Genomic DNA, 17,975 nt, shown 5'->3' on the forward strand with positions numbered 1-17,975 from the left:
TCGGTATTTGCGAAGGATCCTGGCTCATGCGCATCGTTTGCATCGGCGGCGGCCCGGCAGGTCTCTATTTTGCCCTCCTGATGAAGAAGAACCACCCCGAGCACAGCATCACCGTGGTCGAGCGCAACAAGCCCTACGACACCTTTGGCTGGGGCGTCGTGTTCTCCGATGCCACCATGGCCGCGATGGTGCAGTGGGATCCGGAAAGCGCTGCGGAAATCCAGGACGCGTTCAACCACTGGGATGATATCGAAGTCCTGTTCAAGGGCACCCGTCAGCGCACGACCGGGCACGGCTTCGTCGGCATCGGCCGCAAGAAGCTGCTCAATATCCTGCAGCGCCGCTGCGAAGCTCTCGGCGTCGAGCTCGCCTTCGAGACCGAAGCCAATGGCGATCTCGACTACCCCGATGCCGACCTCGTCATCGCCTCGGATGGCTTCAATTCAAAGGTGCGCAACGCCTATCAGGAAGAGTTCAAGCCCGACCTCGCCGTGCGGCCGAACCGCTACATCTGGCTCGGCACCAACAAGCTGTTTGACGCCTTTACCTTCGACTTCCGCAAGACCGAGCACGGCTGGTTCCAGGCCCACATTTACAAGTTCGACGAAAACACCTCGACCTTCATCGTTGAGACGACCGAGGAAACCTATCTCGCTCACGGCCTCGACAAGATGGACCAGCAGGCCTCGATCGAGTTCTGCCAGGACACCTTTAGCGAAGTGCTCGAAGGCCAGCCGCTGATGACCAATGCCCGCCACATGCGCGGCTCGGCCTGGCTCAACTTCAACCGTCTGATCTGCGGCCGCTGGAGCCATTTCAACGGCAATTCCCACGTCGTGCTTATGGGCGATGCCGCCCACACTGCCCATTTCGCCATCGGCTCCGGAACCAAGCTAGCCATCGAAGACGCCATCGAACTGACGCGGCAATTCAATCAGCATGGCCACGATAAGTCCGCCATTCCCGCCGTCCTGCAGGATTACGAAGACATCCGCCGCGTTGACGTCGCCCGTATCCAGAACGCGGCACGCAATGCCATGGAATGGTTCGAGGTCGTCGGCCAGCGCTATGCCGACCAGCTTGAGCCCGAGCAGTTCATGTATTCCATGCTGACCCGCTCACAGCGTATCAGCCACGAAAATCTGCGCCTGCGCGACCCCAAATGGCTGGAAGGCTATGAGCGGTGGTTTGCGGCCCACAACGGCATCAATGTCGAATCGGACAAGCGCGCCATACCGCCGATGCTCACTCCATTCACTGTCCGCGGCGTCACCCTGCAGAACCGCATCGTCGTTTCCCCCATGGCCATGTACTCGGCCAAGGACGGGCTCATTGACGACTTCCACATGGTCCACCTCGGCGCCCGCGCCATGGGCGGGGCTGCGCTCGTCTTCGCCGAAATGACCTGCGTTTCCCCCGATGCCCGCATCACTCCCGGCTGCCTTGGCCTCTGGAACGACGAACAGGCTGCCGGGTGGAAGCGCTTGGCCGAGTTCGTCCACGGCAATACTGGCGCAAAGCTCGGCATCCAACTTGGCCATGCCGGCCGCAAAGGCGCGACCAAGCTTGCTTGGGAGGGCATCGACGAGCCGCTCGAACACGATAGCTGGCCGCTGATTTCCGCCTCGGCTCTTCCGTATCTCAAGAACAGCCAGGTTCCCAAGGCAATGGATCGCGCCGATATGGATCGCGTTCGCGACGACCACGTCGCCGCTGCCCGCCGTGCCGCCGAAGCGGGGGTCGACTGGCTCGAACTGCACTGCGCCCACGGTTACTTGCTGTCGAGCTTTTTGAGCCCACTGACCAACCACCGCACCGACGAATATGGCGGCAGTCACGCCAACCGTGCCCGCTTCCCGCTTGAAGTCTTCGAAGCCGTCCGTGCTGTCTGGCCGGCGGACAAGCCGATCTCCGTGCGCCTCTCCTGCAACGACTGGTTCGATGGCGGCAACACGCCGGCCGATGCCGCAATCTACGCCGAAATGTTCAAGCAGGCTGGCGCGGACGTCATCGACTGCTCGTCCGGTCAGGTGTGGAAGGAAGAAAAGCCGGTCTATGGCCGCCTCTTCCAGACGCCATTCTCCGACAAGATCCGCAACGAAGTCGGCATCCCCACCATTGCTGTCGGCGCCATTTCCGAAGCCGACCACGCCAATTCGATCATCGCGGCTGGCCGCGCCGACCTCTGCGCCGTCGCCCGCCCGCACCTCGCAGATCCGAGCTGGCTGTTGCACGAAACCGCGAAAATCGGCATCAAGTCGGTCGCCTGGCCCAAGCAGTATTATTCGGCCAAGGCGCAATACGAGAACAATCTGGCGCGGGCAGCTCAATGAGTTCAGGCACTAGGCTCACGGGTCGCCACGCCCTGGTCACCGGCGCCTCCGGCGGTATCGGCCAGGCCATTGTGCGCCGGCTGGTGGCCGACGGCGCATCCGTGACCCTTGCCGGGCGGGCGCGCGACAAGCTCGAAAGTCTTGCCGCAAGCCTGCCCGCCGATCAGGTTCATATCGTCGGCGGCTTCGATATTACCGACCCTGAGAAGATCGCCACAGGCATTGCAGCCGCGCATAGCGGCTTCGGCCCGGTCGACATTCTCGTCAACAATGCCGGCGAAGCCCCGAGCGCTCCGTTCGACAAGATGACCGCCGAATTCTGGAACAAGGTCATCGCCACCGATCTCACCGGCGTCTTCCTCGTCACCCAGGCACTGCTTCCCGACATCAAGGCCCATGGGGCCGGTGCCCGCATCATCAACATCGCCTCGACCGCCGGACTTGTCGGCTACCGCTATGTCAGCGCCTATGCCGCCGCCAAGCACGGCGTCATCGGGCTCACCCGTTCGCTGGCGCTCGAGCTGGCCCGCACTGGCATCACCGTCAACGCGGTGTGCCCCGGATTTACCAATACCCCCCTCATCACCAAAGCCATCGAAAACATCGTCGGCAAGACCGGTCGCAGCGAAGACGAGGCGCGCGCCGAGCTTGCCAGGACCAATCCCCAGGGCCGTCTCGTCGAGCCCGGCGAAGTGGCCGACACGGTGCTATGGCTTGCCCTGCCCGAGGCCTCGGCCATCACCGGCCAGGCCATTGCGGTCGCCGGCGGCGAAGTAATGATCGGCTGAACAGCGGAGTTTTCATGCCCTATACACATTCCAAGCCCCTCCGGTTCGGCGACTGCGACCTCACCGGCATTGCCTACCATCCGGCCTATTTTTCCATGCTGGTAGACGTCAACGAAGCCATGTTCGCGTCCTTCGGCGTGACCTGGAAGGAGCTGATGTACGAGCGCAAGATGGGCCTGCCCACCGTCACAATGAACGTCGAGTTCAAGCGCCCCTCGACCTATGGCGACGTGCTCGATTTCGCCGTTCATGTCCGCAATATCGGCCGCGCCTCGCTTGATCTCGAAACCATCGTCACTGTGCGCGACGAAGTGATCTGGACCATCAAGCAGCGCATTGTCGCCACCTCGACGGTCGACCACAAATCCCATCCCTGGCCGGACGATGTCCGCGCCGGCCTGACGCAATATCTGGAGCCTGCCGCATGAGCCACGAAATCATCCAGCCCGAAGGCTGGGCCAAGCCCATCGGCTACTCCAACGGCATCTCTGCCCGGGGCCGGATCGTTCAGGTCGGCGGCCAGGTCGGCTGGGATGAGAATTGCGAGTTCCAGTCCGATGACTTCGTCGATCAGGTCCGCCAAACGCTCGCTAACGTCGTCACCGTGTTGACCGCCGCCGATGCCAAGCCCGAGCACATTATCCAGATGACGTGGTACTTTACCGATCGCCACGCCTATAAGTCGCGCCTCAAGGACATCGGCGCCGCTTATCGCGAAACCATCGGCCGGCATTTTCCGCCCATGGCCGCCGTGCAGGTCGTCGCCTTGATGGAAGATCGCGCCAAGATCGAAATCCAGGTGCTAGCCGTCGTTCCCGAATAACTATTCGAGCCCGCGCCGCACCGACGTCTTGAGCTTTTGCAGCAGCGGCAGCAGCGCGCGGATATCGGCCGGGGTAAGGTCCTTGGTGAGGTCGCGGATCCAGGCCTCATTAGCCTCCGCCATTTCCGCGAACTTGGCCCTTCCCTCGGCGGTCATCTGCACGATATTCTCGCGCCGGTCGTCCGGGTTCTGGTTGCGGACGATCATTCCGTCTTCCATCAGCCGCTTGATAACCGAGGTGATATTGCCCGGCGACACCATCAGCCGCTGCGAAAGCTCCCCCAGGATCAGCCCGTCGGGCACCCGGTAAAGCTGGGACAAGATGTCGAAGCGCGGAAACGTCACGTCGAACTGGCTTTGCAGCTTGCTGCGCACGTCATTCTCGATCAGACGCGTTATGCTGAACAGCCGAAGCCACAATCGTAACTGATCGTGGTGATCGTCCGGCGCGTCCTTTATTTTGGTTTCGGCGTCGATCCAGATTTTGGATTGTTCGGTCAAGACATGATCCCCTCGCGCCCATGTTGTTAAGCCAGCCCGGCACCGGGTTCAAGCGGCCCAAATTACTTGACACCTAAACCAAAATTCTCATTATCGAGCCGTCGCGCACAGCACGTCATTTTGGAGGAGCGCCTTATGGCCGCAGAAGTCAAAGCCGTCGTAACCCGCAAGGGTCAGGAAGATACTGGCACGGGTCAATCGGGCGGCTGCATCCGCGTCACAGGTGTCGGCCCAGGGGTTACTGCAGCCACCAGCAAGATCTGGTTCGGCAAAGTCAGCAACGAACCCGGCTATCGCTCCCTGCCCCACCATCACGGCGAAGCCGAGACCGGCGGCTATGTCCTAAAGGGCGTCGGTCGCATCTATTTTGGCGAGAACTACAGCGAATTCTTCGATATGTCGGAAGGCGACTTCGTCTTCGTTCCGCCCAACTGGCCACATGTCGAAGTCAACATGTCGACCACCGAAGAACTGGTTTGGCTGACCACCCGCACACCCGACAATATCGTCGTCAACCTCCCCGATGTTGACGATAGCACCCTTGCTGGCTTCCGGCGGGTCTGAACTATGAAACTCCTCCGCATCGGCCCCAAGGGCCACGAAAAACCCGCCATCCTAGACGCCCAGGGTGTTGCGCGTGATCTCAGCGGCCTCGTCGACGATCTCGCCGGAGACGTGCTGTCCGACGAAGGCCAGCGCAAGCTGGCCGCGCTCGACCTGTCGACCCTTCCTGCTCTTCCCGACGATCGCATCGGCCCCTGCGTCGGCCATGTCGGCAAATTCATCTGCGTCGGCCTCAACTACGCCGATCATGCCAAAGAAACCGGCAAGGCACCGCCGGACGAGCCGATCCTCTTCATGAAGGCGACCACCGCCATCAACGGCCCCAATGACGACATTGAAATTCCCCGCACTTCCCAAAAGGCCGATTGGGAAGTCGAACTTGGTGTCGTGATCGGCAAGCGCGCCAAATATATTGCCGAAGCCGAAGCGCTCGATCACGTTGCCGGCTATTGCCTCGTCAACGACGTCTCTGAACGCAGCTTCCAGTCCGAGCGCGGCGGCCAGTGGACCAAGGGCAAGAGCCACGACACATTCGGCCCTATCGGCCCCTGGCTCGTCACCCGAGATGAAGTGGCAGACCCACAGAATCTCGGCCTCTGGCTTGATGTCGACGGCGTCCGCCGTCAGACCGGCAATACCAACACCATGATCTTCGGCGTTGCCTTCCTCGTCAGCTACATCAGCCAGTTCATGACGCTCGAGCCCGGCGACATCATCGCCACCGGCACACCGCCCGGCGTCGGCATGGGCATAAAGCCGGAGCCAGTCTTCCTGCGCGAGGGCCAGGTGATCACGCTGGGCATCGACGGTCTCGGCAGCCAGCGCCAGACAACCATAGCGGCAGGAGCATGAGTATGAACAAGCTCGAGGGAAAGACCGCCATTGTCACCGGCGGCGCCCGTGGTCAGGGCGAAGCCGAAGCGCGCCTGCTCGCCCGCTCCGGCGCCGCCGTTATCATCGCCGATGTGCTTGAGGCCGAGGGCATCGCACTCGCCCAGGCGCTAATCGATGAAGGTCTCCAGGCCAAATTCATCCGCCTCGACGTCACCAGCGAACACAGCTGGCAGGAAACCATCGAGCTTGCCCGCTCCTGGCAGGGCCGGCTCGACATTCTCGTCAACAATGCCGGCATCATCAATCGCACGACGGTTGAGACAACTGCGCTCGATGCGTGGGAAAAGGTGCTCAAGGTCAATCTGACCGGGGCGTTCCTCGGCATCCAGGCGGCCAGCCAGTTGATGGCCGAAGATGGTGGCGGCGCCATAGTCAACATATCGTCCAATAGCGGCTTTTCCGGCCATTACGATCCCGCCTACACCGCCAGCAAATGGGGTCTCCGCGGCCTCACCCGCAGCGCCGCTATGGAACTGGTCGGCAAGGGTATCCGCGTCAACGCCATCTGCCCAGGCCTGGTCGTTACCGGCCTCAATGCCAACAGCCCGCACCTGCAGCCCATGATCGGCATGACGCCGATGAAGCGCAGCGGCAAGCCGGAGGAAATCGCCGAACTCGTGCTGTTCCTCGTTTCTGACGCATCGAGCTTCATCACCGGCGAAGATTTTGTCATCGATGGCGGCTTTACTGCCGGCGCCGCCTATCGTCGCGTCGCCAGCGACACTGGCATCTATCAGGACTGAACACGGTGGCGTAGCAGCGCCGCTGCTACGCCGCCAACCATTTGCCGCCGATCACCGGCAAAGGAATGGCGTCGATCAGCGCCCGTGTATAGGCATGCTGCGGATTGGCGAACACCGTCTCGCAGGCACCCTCCTCAACGACCACACCGCCATTGAGCACATAGACCCGGTGACAGAGCGCCCGGATCACCGACAGGTCATGGCTGATGAAGGCCAGTGACATGCCGATCTCGGTACAAAGCTCCTTAAGTAAAACGAGCACCCGCGCCTGCGTCGACACGTCCTGCCCCGACACGATTTCGTCCGCCAGAACAAAGCGCGGCCGCAGCATCACTGCTCGGGCAATGCCGATGCGCTGCCGCTGGCCGCCAGACAATTCGTGCGGAAAGCGCGCCAGCACCGATAGCGGCAAGCCAACGCGTTCCAGCACGGCCGCAGCCGCACTATCCGCTGCTGCCTGATCGGCGGCCACGCCATGCAACAGGATCGGCCGCGTTAGGATGGTGCGGATGGTGTGCCGCGGATTGAGCGAACTCATCGGATCCTGGAAGATCATCTGCATCTGCCGCCGCAGCGTCAGCTCGGGCTGCGCACCGATCGGCTCCCCGGCAAAACGCACCTCGCCTTCCGTCGCCGGCACGAGCCCCAACAACGTACGGCCCAGTGTCGACTTCCCCGACCCGGACTCCCCCACAATGCCGACGATCTCGCCCTCGGCGATCCGAATATCGACGCCGCGCAGCACGCGCGTCGACCCATTGGTCGGCCCTAGGATCGAGCGGCGCGCGGCATAGTCGACCACCAGACTGCGCGTCTCTACCAATGGTTCAGCCATGATGGGCTCCATCGAAATGCCGGACTTCCTCGTAACACGCGGCTATCACCGCCTCATCGATCGGCTTCAGCCCAGCAGCGGGGTCATCATAGCGCGGACTCGCTGCCAGAAGAGCTCGCGTGTAGATGTGCCGTGGCGCGTTAAAGATCTCGGCCGCTGCCCCCTGCTCCATCACCTTGCCCTGGAACAGCAAGGTCACCGCGTCGCAAATCTGCGCCACTACCCCAAGATCGTGAGTGACGAACACGACCGAAGTGCCATGCTCGGCCTGCAAACGCTTGAGCAGTTGCAGCACCTGCTTTTGCACCGTCGCGTCCAGCGCCGTCGTCGGCTCGTCGGCAATCAGGAGCTTGGGCTCAATCGCAAAAGCCGCCGCAATCAGTACGCGCTGGCGCATGCCACCCGAAAGATGATGCGGGAACTGATCCATGACCCGTGCCGGTTCACGAATGGCCACATGGTCGAGCAATTCAAGAGCCCTTGCCCATGCAGCTTTTTGGCCAAGCCCTTTCCACATGCGCAGGCTATCGGTCAGCTGGTCGCCGATGCGACGCCCTGGATTGAGCGCCGTCAGCGGATCCTGCGGAATAAGCCCGACCTCAGACCCGATCAGCATGCGCTTTTCGCGCTCACCCATGCGCAACAGGTCCTTGCCACCCAGCAGCACCCGCCCAGCCGTGACCACTACGCCACGCGAAACGATGCCGAGAACGATCTTGCTGATCGTCGACTTGCCCGCGCCGCTTTCGCCAACGAGGCCATGGATTGAGCCGGCTTCGACCGCAAGCGACACATCGCGCAGTATCGGCTTGCCATCCCGGCGCGATACGGCGCTCAAGCCTTCGATGACGAGATGCGCGCTCATCGTTGCATCACCGGATCAAGGCTCCGGCGCAAGCCAACGCCAAGCTGGTTGAAGGCCAGCACCGTTGCTAGCAACCCCGCCAACGGCAGGGCGAACACCCACCAGGCCTGATAGATGATGCCGCGCCCCTGCGCGATCATTCCGCCCCAGGTCGGCGTGTCGGACGACACCGAAAGCCCGACAAAGGACAGGATCGCCTCAATGACGACGGCCAGTCCCAGCTCCAGCGTAAACAGTCCAAGCACGACCCAGAGCACATTGGGCAGAATTTCGCCGATCAAGATGCCGAACCGGGAAAAGCCGAGCACTTGCCCGGCCGTTACATAGTCAGCCTGCTTCTGCGCCATGGTTTCGGCCCGCACCACCCGCGCAAACCGCGTCCAGTCGATAATGGCAATGGCAAAGATCACCGAGTGTACGCCCGTGCCCAGGATCGCCACTATCAGGATCGAGAGCAAGACGGCAGGAAACGCCATCCAGATCTCGATCAGCCGCGAGACCACCGCATCCACCCAACCGCCGAAGAAACCGGCCAGCAGCCCGACCACCGTCCCCAGTACCGCTGCAATGGTCGCCGCGATAAACGCCACCGTCAGCGCCGTGCGCGTGCCGTGAATAAAGCGGGACAGCACATCGCGGCCGAGGTCGTCCGTCCCCAGCCAATAGCCGGGCTCCGTGCCGGCCATGCCGGCCGGCGGCAGCGAACCGAGCATCAGATCCTGCATCAACGGATCGTGCGGCGCGATCCAGTCCGCGCCCAGCGCGAGCACAATCAGCACCAGAATGAAGCCGCCGCCGAAAACGATTTTCGGGTCGCGCAACATGACGGCGAGTAGCGGCCAGCGACGCCTCTTGGCGGGTATAACAAGGGTCGCATCAGCCATGACGTAACCGCGGATTGGCGGCGACGACGGCAAAGTCGACGACGAGGTTGATGAGAATGAAGAGGACGCCAAACATGAGCACCAGGCCCTGGATCAGCGGGAAGTCACGGTTGATCACAGCATCGATCGCCATGTTCCCCAGCCCCGGATAGGAAAAAATCTTCTCGACGATCACCGTCCCGCCGATGAGAAACGTGAACTGTACGCCGGTCAGCGCCAGCGTCGGCCCGATGGCGTTGCGCAAGGCCTCCGACCAAACCAGCCGAATTTCGCTCATGCCCTTGACCCGCGCCAGCGTCACATAATCTTGCATCATAGCCTCGCTCAGCGCTTCCCGCAGCACCCGGGCAATGATGCCGGCCAATGGCAGCGCCAGCGCCAGAACCGGCATCGCCATATGCCGCAACAGATCACCCGCCAGGCCGAACCGCAGCGTCAGAACAGACTCAAGTAGATAGAACCCGGTCCGGAAATCGGTCGAAAGGCTCGGGTTGATGCGTCCCGAAAGTGGCAAGACCGGAAACGCCACTCCGAGCACCAGCACCAGAGCCAGGGCCCATACGAATTCAGGAATGGCGAGCAGCAGCCCGTTTACGCCATCGAGCGCCCCTGATGACCAGTGCCGCCGCACCAGTGTTCCGACGATGGCAATAGCCCCGCCCAGCAGCACGGCGACCAGCAAGGCCATGAGCGCCAGCTCGATCGTTGCCGGCAACCGTTCCAGGAGCAATTGCCCGACATCCACCCGTCGCGAAATCGAGGTGCCGAAATCGCCTTGGATGAGGCTTCCGAGCCAGATCCAGAACTGGTTGAACAGCGACTGGTCGAGACCATAGCTAGCGCGCAGCCGCGCAATGTCCTCGGCCGTAGCACCGGGCCCGATCATCATGGCGATGGGATCGCCCGGCGCGACGCGGAGGAGGATGAACACCACCACCGCAACGCCGAACAAGGTAATGGCGGCCATTCCCGCCCGCTTGGCGATCAGAAAGATCATACGCGTTCCCCGAAACGGCGAGGCACGGCAGCGCCATGCCCCGCCCAAGCGATCAGGTTCGGGCGATCAGCGACGGCTGCAAGGCGCCGGACGTGTTCGGCGTCACGGTCAGCGTCGACTTGAACAGGATCGGCTGTACATATTGCAGCAGCGGGATCACATAGCCTTCTTCGGCGATGTACTTGTCGACCGCTTTCCAGCCGGCGACTCGGGCGGCTTCGTCCTTTTCGGTCCAGAGCGGCGCGATCATCGCGTCGAGGTCCTCGGTGTCCCACACCGAGTGCGGCGTCGGCCCGAACATGGCAAAGCCGGTGGAGGCCGAAGCGTCGCCGATGGCATCGCCCCAGTTATAGAACGCGGCCGGGGCCAGCTGGTCGGCGGCACGCAGTTCGTAATGCTGGGCAATCTCGTAGACCTGGATTTCCGCTTCGATCCCGACGCGGCGCCACATGCCGACGATCGCCTGGATCATCTCATAATCCTTGGGCTTGAGCCCGCGGGTGGTCTGGATGGGAAAGCGCACCGGATTGTCGGTCGAAAAACCGCTTGCGGCCAATAGCTCGACCGCTTTGGCCTCGTCGAAGCCCACCTTGATGGAGGCATCGTAGGCCTCGTATTCTGGCGCCTGCAGCGTATCGATGGCAACGCCATAGCCCCGCAGCAGCCGGTCGATGATCGCCTGCTTGTTGATTGCGTGATGCGCAGCAAGCCGCACATTCTTGTCGAGCATGGGCCCGATATTGTTGAGGAAAATCATGCCGATGTCCGAGATCGGCACGGCCACGCCATCGAGGCCCTCGGTCTCGCGCAGGCGGTCGTAGTCCTCGTAGGACACTTCAAGTGTCACATCCGAAGCGCCGCTCTCGATTTCCGCCGTGCGGCTGGTCGCATCGGTCACGAACTTGAAGATGACGGTCTCAAATGTCGGCTTTGGACCCCAATAGTCTGGATTGGCATTGAGGCGGAGGAAGGCGTTGCTTTCGAACGCATGGACCATATAAGGCCCGGTGCCGATCGGCTTCTGGTTGAAGGCTTCGGCGCCCACTTCCTCGAAATAGGCTTTCGGCAGCACATAGCCGGTAAGGAATGCCATCCACTTGAACACGGTCGGGTCGAACGCGACGACGTCGCCATCGATGCGATTGCCATCGATGGTGAAGTTGCCGATCGAAGCCCAGACGCTGGAAACCGGATTGCCGTTTGCCGGGTCGCCGGCACGCTCGATCGACCATACGACGTCTTCGGGCGTTAACGGCGAACCGTCATGCCAGAGCACGCCCTCGCGCACGGTCATTGAGACCTTAGTCTTGTCTTCGTTAAAGCCCCATTCGGTCAGGATCCCCGGCTCGAACGAGAGATCAGGCTTTTGGCCGATATACTGGTCGAACACGGTGCGGTAGATCGCCTGGATCGTCGGATTGACCGCCGAGGCGCCACTCGTCGGGTCGAAACTGGGCAGGTTGACGTTGAAGGCAATGGTCAGCGTATCGGCATCCTGCGCCAGCGACGGCAAGGTGCCGGCCAGAGCTGCAGCGACGACGCTGGCCGAGCCAGCGGCCAAAAAGGCGCGACGTGTAATCATGATGGCAAAGTTCCCTCTCTGCGTTCCCTCTTGCCCGACGAGCTCCTACCCCCGGCAGACAATAGTTTATACCTAAACATATCGTCCGACATGTATCTAGTGGGATTTCACGTTTGTCATGCGACGGAACTTTCGCCCAAATAATACGCAGTGCGCCTATAGAGGTGGCGCCACTTTGCCGAACAAAAGTGGTGCGCGGCAAACCGTTCACGATTGTTACCGAGGCCTGCCACGCGCCGTTTGACAGCGCACCGGCTTTGGATAAATATGCAAATGCATATATATTGCCGACCAGTTCACTCAGGTTTTTGGGAGATGGTCGCAGGGAGGAGTAACCCATGGCCGAACGTTCCTTTGCCCGCGAGGTGGAAGACCTCAAGCTCGGCGCCGGCGAGATTTTTCGCGGCGAAGGAATCTTGGCCATCACCAAGGCCTTGCTGCAATCGGGCGTCGCCTATGTCGGCGGCTACCAGGGCTCCCCGATATCGCACCTCATGGACGTTCTCGCCGACGCCAAGCCGGTGCTCGACGAACTGGGCGTCCACTTCGAATCGTCGGCCTCCGAAGCGACGGCAGCGGCCATGCTTGCCGCCTCGGTCAATTATCCCCTGCGCGGCGCCGTCACCTGGAAATCCACTGCCGGTACCAATGTCGCCTCCGACGCCCTCACCAATCTTGCCTCTAGCGGCGTCAAGGGTGGCGCGCTGATCATCCTCGGCGAGGATTACGGCGAAGGCTCCTCCATCCCCCAGGAACGCAGCCATGCTTTTGCGATGAAGTCGCAGATGTGGCTGCTTGATCCACGCCCCAATCTCGAATCCATCGTAAAGTCGGTCGAGGACGGATTTGCCCTCTCCGAAGCGTCTAACACCCCCGTCATGCTGCAGGTCCGCATCCGCGCCTGTCACGTCCACGGCCAGTTCGTCGCCAAGGACAACAAGCCACCTGCCTATTCGATGAAGGAAGCGCTGGAAAACCCGGTGCGCGATATCAGCCGCATCGTCCTGCCGCCTATGTCGATTACCATCCACGACAAGGAAAAGCTCAACAAGCGCTGGCCGGCCGCCGTCGATTTTATCCGTGACAACAAGCTCAACGAGTTCTTCGGCCCCGAGAAGGGTCCGGTGGGCATTGTACTGCAGGGCGGCATGTACAATTCGGTCATCCGCGGTCTGCAGCTGCTGGGCCTCGCCGACAGCTATGGCAACACGGCCGTCCCGCTCTATGTGCTCAACGTCACCTACCCGCTGGTGGATGACGAACTTGCGCGCTTCTGCCAGGGCAAGAGCGCCGTGCTGATGGTCGAGGAAGGCCACCCGGACTACCTCGAACAGGCTGTCAACACCGCCCTGCGCCGCCGTGACATTCAGACCCGCGTCGCCGGCAAGGACCGGCTGCCGATGGGCGGCGATTACACCGCCTCCGTGCTGATGAACGGAATTCAGTCGTTCCTCGCCGAGTTTGCCCCGCCGCTTCTCGGCAATCGCCCGCCCGTCCCGAGCGCCGATGCCATTCTAGCCACCCCCGAGGTTGCAGCGCTGGCCGACGTCGTCCCTGCCCGCCCCGCCGGCTTCTGCACCGGCTGCCCCGAGCGCCCGATCTTTGCCGCCATGAAGCTCGTGGAAAAGGAGCTGGGCACCCACCACATCTCGGCCGATATCGGCTGCCATCTCTTCTCCATCCTGCCGCCCTTCAACATCGGCGGCAGCACAATGGGCTACGGCCTTGGCCCGGCTTCCGCTTCGGCCTTCAATGTCGATGCTGCAAAGCGCCCAATCTCGGTGATGGGCGATGGCGGTTTCTGGCACAACGGCCTGTCGTCGAGTGTCGGCAACGCCGTCTACAACAAGCACGACGGCGTCATCATGATCGTCGACAATCACTATTCGGCAGCAACCGGCGGTCAGGATATCCTGTCATCCCGCGCCGAAAACCCGCTGCGCTCCACCAACAATTCGATCGCCAAGGCGGTCAAGGGCATCGGTGCCAACTGGGTCCGCCAGATCGATCGCACCTATGACGTCGGCAAGATGCGCGACACGCTCAAAGCGGCGCTGACCTCGAATGAGGAAGGGCCCAGGGTCATCGTCGCGTCGTCCGAATGCATGCTCAACAAGCAGCGCCGTGAAAAGCCGCTGTTCTCCAAGTCGGTCAAGGACGGCAAACGCATGGTCCGCGAACGCTTCGGCGTCGACGAAGATACCTGCACCGGGGACCACGCCTGCATTCGCCTGTCGGGCTGCCCCTCGCTCTCGCTCAAGCACCTCGACGATCCGCTGCGCGACGACCCCGTGGTCGCGATCGACAATTCCTGCGTCGGTTGCGGCAATTGCGGTGAGGTTTCGGAAGCGGCAGTGCTCTGCCCGTCGTTCTATCGCGCCGACATTATCTACAATCCGTCCGCCACCGATCGCTTCATGGCGCGCGTCCGTTCCGCCATTATCGGTTTCTTCCAGCAGCGCCGCCAGGCGCGTCGCGTAAGTTTTGGTTGATCCCGTCATGAGCACTTACGAACGTCCTATCACGCTTGCGATCCTAGCCATGGGCGGCCAGGGCGGTGGCGTCCTTGCCGATTGGGTCGTGTCGATGGCCGAAGCCCAGGGCTGGGTTGCTCAGTCGACCTCGGTGCCCGGCGTTGCCCAACGCACCGGCGCCACAATCTATTACGTCGAGATGCTGATGCCGAGCGAAGGCCGGCACCCCGTGCTTTCGCTGATGCCAACACCGGGCGATGTCGATATCGTTCTCGCGGCCGAGTTCATGGAAGCCGGCCGCTCCATGCTGCGCGGCATCGTCACCCCGGATCGCACGACGCTCATCGCCTCGACCCACCGGTCTTATGCCGTTGGCGAAAAGGAAGTGCCGGGCGACGGCATCGGCGATCCGCAGGTCGTCGTCACCGCCGCCGGCATCGCCGCGCGCCACACGATCGCTTTCGACATGCAAGAGCTCGCCGAAAAGAACGGCAGCGTGATTTCCTCGGCCCTGTTCGGCGCCTTGGCCGGCTCTGAAGTCCTGCCCTTCCCGCGCTCCGCCTTTGAAGACGCTATTCGCGCAGGCGGCAAAGGCATCGAGGCAAGCCTTCGCGCCTTCGGCGCCGCCTACGAGCGCGCCCAGAGCGGCCATACCGAACCGGTCGTCCGGCGCGCCGAAAACACCCTCGACATGCCGCCCCGGTCCGTTGGACAGCCGCAGCTCGACAAGCTGCTCACCCGCCTTCATGCGAACTTGCCCGAAGCATTGCGCCCTATGGCCTATGCAGGCCTCCGCAAGGTGGTCGATTTCCAGGACGCCCGCTACGGCGACGAATATCTCGACCAGCTCGAAGCCCTTTACAGCCTAGATCTGGGTGCCAACGGCCTCGCGCACGATCTGGCGTTCACCGAAACGGCCGCCAAATACCTCGCCAACGCCATGGCTTATGACGACGTGGTGCGCGTCGCCGATCTCAAGACGCGTGCCAGCCGCTTCGAGCGCGTGCGCAAGGAAGTCGGCGCCCGTCAAGAACAGCTGGTCTACACCACCGAATACATGCACCCGCGCATGGAAGAAGTCGTCGGCACCATGCCTGAGCGCATGGGTAAATGGGTCCTTGGCAACAAGAAGCTCTACGATGGCCTCGATCGCTTCGTGAACAAGGGACGCCGCGTGCGCACCGGCACCGTATTTTGGTTCATGGGCCTTTACGTCGTGTCCGCCCTCAAGCCGATGCGCCGCGGCATGCTGCGCCATCGCATAGAAATGGACCACATCGCCGCCTGGCTTGATCTGGCGAAAAGCCATCTCTCGGCCAACTACGATCTGGCAGTGCAGGTTCTGGCGACACGGCGTCTGGTGAAGGGGTACTCCGATACCCATAGCCGCGGCGAAGCTAAATTCGATCGGGTGCTTTCCGCTGTGCCCATGCTGGCTGATCGCCCCGACGGCGGCGCCTGGCTGAGCCGGCTGGTTCAGGCAGCTCTGGCGGACGAAGCCGGCAAGGCTCTGGAAGGCGCACTCAGCACCGTTCGCACCCTCCAGGCTTAGTCCGCGGGGTCGTCGGCCGTGGTTTCGCTGCCCAGGCGCTTGTCCATGTTGCGCAGGACTTTATGCAGCGTATCGACAAAGCGATCGTATTCGTCTGCTTCCACGCCTTCGAAGAGGTCGGCGTAAAGGCCGTACAGCAGCGGCCAGGCTTCGGCGAAGGCTGTCCGGCCCACCTCGGTAATATAGAGCTCGCGCACCCGCATGTCGTCGCTGCGCGACTGCCGCCGCACGAATCCCTGCCCCTCGAGCGCATCAAGCGTGCGGCTCATGGTCGATTGCTCCACCACCGCCAGATAGGCGAGTTCGTTCACCGTCAGCCCGGGCGAGATGGTCAGGATCGACAGCGCCCGCATCTTGGCTGTCGTCAGGCCGCTGTTTTTCAACACCTCCTGCAGGTGCGCGCTATAGCTCGCGGAAAGCCGATTTATGAGGTATGGCGCAAACTGATTGAGCCCGATCTCGCCCAGGCTGGGCAGCCGGCTGTCACTGCTCTGCCGCAAGGAGCCAATCAGATACTTCGCCACTGTGCGGGACCTTCTTTACGTTCTTGAGGCCAGCCTAGCGCAGGGCTTTGGCGAGGAGGAAGCCGGAACCGCCACCAAGACCGGGGCCGGGATGGCTGGCCGCACCGATGTGGTAGAGATTGCGCACATGAGTAGTGTGGTTGACCGAGGTCTTCAAGGGACGCCAGACGAAGAACTGGTCGATGCCGCAATAGCCGCCATAGGGATCGCCACCGACAAGATTGATGTTCATCCGCTCGAGATTGGCCGGCGAATAGCAGGTTCGTTTGATGACTGCCGTGTCGAAATTAGCAATGTGTTGGCGCAATATGGCCTCGATGCGATCGGCGTAAGATTCCCGGATCGCCTCGGTCCATTTCCCGTCCGCCCCGATGTCGATTTCACCTGCCGCATCGCCCTTGATGTGTCGCGGCGCCTCCGGCAGTTGCAGCCAAAGAATTGCCTGCCCTTCCGGGGCCCGGCTCGGGTCGAGTGCCGTCGGCTGCCCCACGCAGATCGTCGGCACTGCCGGCAGCATGCCGCGTTCCGCCTCGTTGGATGCCTTGGATACCCCATCGAGCCCAGGCGTTAGGTGGATCAACGCGGCCTTTTCGAGCCCCTGCGCGATCCACTGCGGCGGCTCACGCAGCGCATAGTGGATCTGCATATCGCCCTTGCCATAGCGGAAATTTGCGACGCCCTCGCTGACCTCTGCCGGCTTGGGTTGCCCCGCCAAAAACCGATCGTATAGCTGGCCCGGCGCCACGGAACAGATGACACCCTTTCTTGCCCTAAGCGTCGTGCCATCCGCCAGCGTCACGCCCGTGGCGTTGCCCTTGCCGTCGAGAACGACCGAAGCCACGTCGGAACCGGTTCGGATTTCGCCGCGCTGCTCGGCAATCAATCCGGAAAAGGCCTTGACCGCATTGGCCGCGCCGCCCTTGACGATCGGCGCCCCGGCCGCTTCCAGCGCAAAGCCGATGACCTTTAGCATCTGCCCCGAATAGGTGCTGTCGGGATTGAGCCCGCAATGCAGCACCCATGGCGCAAAAAGCGCCCGCATCGCCTCGGAGCGGTAGCGGGTTTCAAGGTATGCTCGCGCTGGCGTCAGCGCCTCACCAGCAAAGTTGGCAAGCCCGCGCGGCCCTCGCTTCCAAAGCTCCTTACCGATCATCCTTAGGGTATCGACCGACCAGAGACGACCGCCCAAAAGCCCGAACACGAAGCCCATATCGCCGCCGAAGCGATCCATCTCGCGCTGGAACGCAGGACCATCCATTGCATCGGTGGCTCCGAACGTCTTGAGATTGCGCGCACGATCCGTACTGAGCACGAGGCTGGTATTGTCCGGAAGCACCACGGCCGTCGGCGCATCGGTGTGGCAGAATTCGAGCCCGTGCCGCGCCAGATCCGGGCCGAGCGCGGCATAGGCTGGCGAGGTGATAAACAACACAAAGGTCGTCGCCATTACGTCATGGCGGAAACCCGGAACGGTAATCTCTTCCGTGCGCAGGCAGCCGCCAGCCACTGCCTCGCGCTCTAGGACAAGCGCCTTGTTGCCCTTCTTGCCCAGCATGGCGGCCGCGACCAGCGCATTGATGCCGCTTCCGACAACGATGTAGTCCGCGTCCGCCATG

17 protein-coding genes are annotated in these 17,975 nt (G+C 62.2%); 9 read left to right on the top strand and 8 right to left on the bottom strand.

The annotated features are described in order from the left end of the window. Positions 1-26: 26 nt before the first annotated feature. Genes JI748_RS07060 through JI748_RS07075 form a run of 4 tightly spaced genes read left to right on the top strand, consistent with a single transcriptional unit; the run spans position 27 to position 3,944 of the window. On the top strand, positions 27-2,333 hold the full coding sequence (locus tag JI748_RS07060; RefSeq protein WP_201636340.1) for a bifunctional salicylyl-CoA 5-hydroxylase/oxidoreductase: 2,307 nt from the start codon (positions 27-29) through the stop codon (positions 2,331-2,333). Then, positions 2,330-3,121, top strand: a complete 792-nt coding sequence (locus tag JI748_RS07065) for an SDR family NAD(P)-dependent oxidoreductase (protein WP_201636342.1) — start codon at positions 2,330-2,332, stop codon at positions 3,119-3,121. The genes JI748_RS07060 and JI748_RS07065 overlap by 4 nt, the downstream gene beginning before the upstream one ends. 14 nt (positions 3,122-3,135) lie before the next feature. Further along, complete coding sequence (locus tag JI748_RS07070; RefSeq protein WP_201636344.1) at positions 3,136-3,549, top strand: acyl-CoA thioesterase; 414 nt, start codon at positions 3,136-3,138, stop codon at positions 3,547-3,549. After that, positions 3,546-3,944: a RidA family protein gene (locus JI748_RS07075; RefSeq protein ID WP_201636346.1), complete on the top strand. Its 399-nt coding sequence runs from the start codon at positions 3,546-3,548 to the stop codon at positions 3,942-3,944. The genes JI748_RS07070 and JI748_RS07075 overlap by 4 nt, the downstream gene beginning before the upstream one ends. On the opposite strand, the gene JI748_RS07080 is transcribed toward JI748_RS07075, so the two are convergent. Further along, on the bottom strand, positions 3,945-4,445 hold the full coding sequence (locus JI748_RS07080) for a MarR family winged helix-turn-helix transcriptional regulator (RefSeq protein ID WP_201636348.1): 501 nt from the start codon (positions 4,443-4,445) through the stop codon (positions 3,945-3,947). 135 nt (positions 4,446-4,580) lie between these two features. On the opposite strand from JI748_RS07080, the gene JI748_RS07085 reads away from it, so the two are divergent. The 3 genes from JI748_RS07085 to JI748_RS07095 are packed head-to-tail and all read left to right on the top strand — an operon-like array spanning position 4,581 to position 6,646. Beyond that, entirely contained in the window at positions 4,581-5,009 is a 429-nt protein-coding gene (locus tag JI748_RS07085) for a cupin domain-containing protein (protein WP_201636350.1), read from the top strand. Between the two features lie 3 nt (positions 5,010-5,012). Continuing rightward, positions 5,013-5,861 (top strand): fumarylacetoacetate hydrolase family protein, encoded by an 849-nt coding sequence (locus JI748_RS07090; RefSeq protein ID WP_201636352.1) that lies wholly within the window; start codon positions 5,013-5,015, stop codon positions 5,859-5,861. A 2-nt stretch (positions 5,862-5,863) separates the two neighbouring features. Then, positions 5,864-6,646 carry an SDR family NAD(P)-dependent oxidoreductase gene (locus JI748_RS07095; RefSeq protein WP_233280628.1) on the top strand — a complete coding sequence of 261 codons (783 nt, stop codon included), beginning with the start codon at positions 5,864-5,866 and terminating at the stop codon, positions 6,644-6,646. A 25-nt stretch (positions 6,647-6,671) separates the two neighbouring features. On the opposite strand, the gene JI748_RS07100 is transcribed toward JI748_RS07095, so the two are convergent. Genes JI748_RS07100 through JI748_RS07120 form a run of 5 tightly spaced genes read right to left on the bottom strand, consistent with a single transcriptional unit; the run spans position 6,672 to position 11,812 of the window. Then, positions 6,672-7,481 carry an ATP-binding cassette domain-containing protein gene (locus JI748_RS07100; RefSeq protein WP_201636356.1) on the bottom strand — a complete coding sequence of 270 codons (810 nt, stop codon included), beginning with the start codon at positions 7,479-7,481 and terminating at the stop codon, positions 6,672-6,674. After that, entirely contained in the window at positions 7,474-8,346 is an 873-nt protein-coding gene (locus JI748_RS07105) for an ABC transporter ATP-binding protein (RefSeq protein WP_201636358.1), read from the bottom strand. The genes JI748_RS07100 and JI748_RS07105 overlap by 8 nt, the downstream gene beginning before the upstream one ends. After that, a complete protein-coding gene (locus JI748_RS07110; protein WP_201636360.1) occupies positions 8,343-9,230 on the bottom strand; it encodes an ABC transporter permease in 888 nt (295 codons plus the stop codon). Before JI748_RS07110 ends, JI748_RS07105 begins: the two co-directional genes overlap by 4 nt. Further along, entirely contained in the window at positions 9,223-10,227 is a 1,005-nt protein-coding gene (locus tag JI748_RS07115; protein ID WP_201636362.1) for an ABC transporter permease, read from the bottom strand. The genes JI748_RS07110 and JI748_RS07115 overlap by 8 nt, the downstream gene beginning before the upstream one ends. A 52-nt stretch (positions 10,228-10,279) precedes the next feature. Continuing rightward, positions 10,280-11,812 (bottom strand): ABC transporter substrate-binding protein, encoded by a 1,533-nt coding sequence (locus JI748_RS07120; protein WP_407644946.1) that lies wholly within the window; start codon positions 11,810-11,812, stop codon positions 10,280-10,282. Between the two features lie 335 nt (positions 11,813-12,147). Here JI748_RS07120 and JI748_RS07125 point away from each other — a divergent pair, with 335 nt between their 5' ends. Both JI748_RS07125 and JI748_RS07130 read left to right on the top strand, forming a co-directional pair. After that, a complete protein-coding gene (locus JI748_RS07125) occupies positions 12,148-14,301 on the top strand; it encodes an indolepyruvate ferredoxin oxidoreductase subunit alpha (protein ID WP_201636366.1) in 2,154 nt (717 codons plus the stop codon). Between the two features lie 7 nt (positions 14,302-14,308). Further along, on the top strand, positions 14,309-15,835 hold the full coding sequence (locus JI748_RS07130) for an indolepyruvate oxidoreductase subunit beta family protein (RefSeq protein ID WP_201636368.1): 1,527 nt from the start codon (positions 14,309-14,311) through the stop codon (positions 15,833-15,835). Here JI748_RS07130 and JI748_RS07135 read toward each other — a convergent pair. Together JI748_RS07135 and JI748_RS07140 are read right to left on the bottom strand one after the other, a co-directional pair. Further along, on the bottom strand, positions 15,832-16,359 hold the full coding sequence (locus JI748_RS07135) for a MarR family winged helix-turn-helix transcriptional regulator (protein WP_201636370.1): 528 nt from the start codon (positions 16,357-16,359) through the stop codon (positions 15,832-15,834). The two genes, JI748_RS07130 and JI748_RS07135, sit on opposite strands and share 4 nt — an antisense overlap. Positions 16,360-16,393: 34 nt before the next feature. Beyond that, entirely contained in the window at positions 16,394-17,974 is a 1,581-nt protein-coding gene (locus JI748_RS07140; RefSeq protein ID WP_201636372.1) for a phytoene desaturase family protein, read from the bottom strand. Position 17,975 lies beyond the last annotated feature (1 nt).

Origin of the sequence: Devosia rhizoryzae (genome assembly GCF_016698665.1) — a bacterium.
Classification (GTDB): domain Bacteria; phylum Pseudomonadota; class Alphaproteobacteria; order Rhizobiales; family Devosiaceae; genus Devosia; species Devosia rhizoryzae.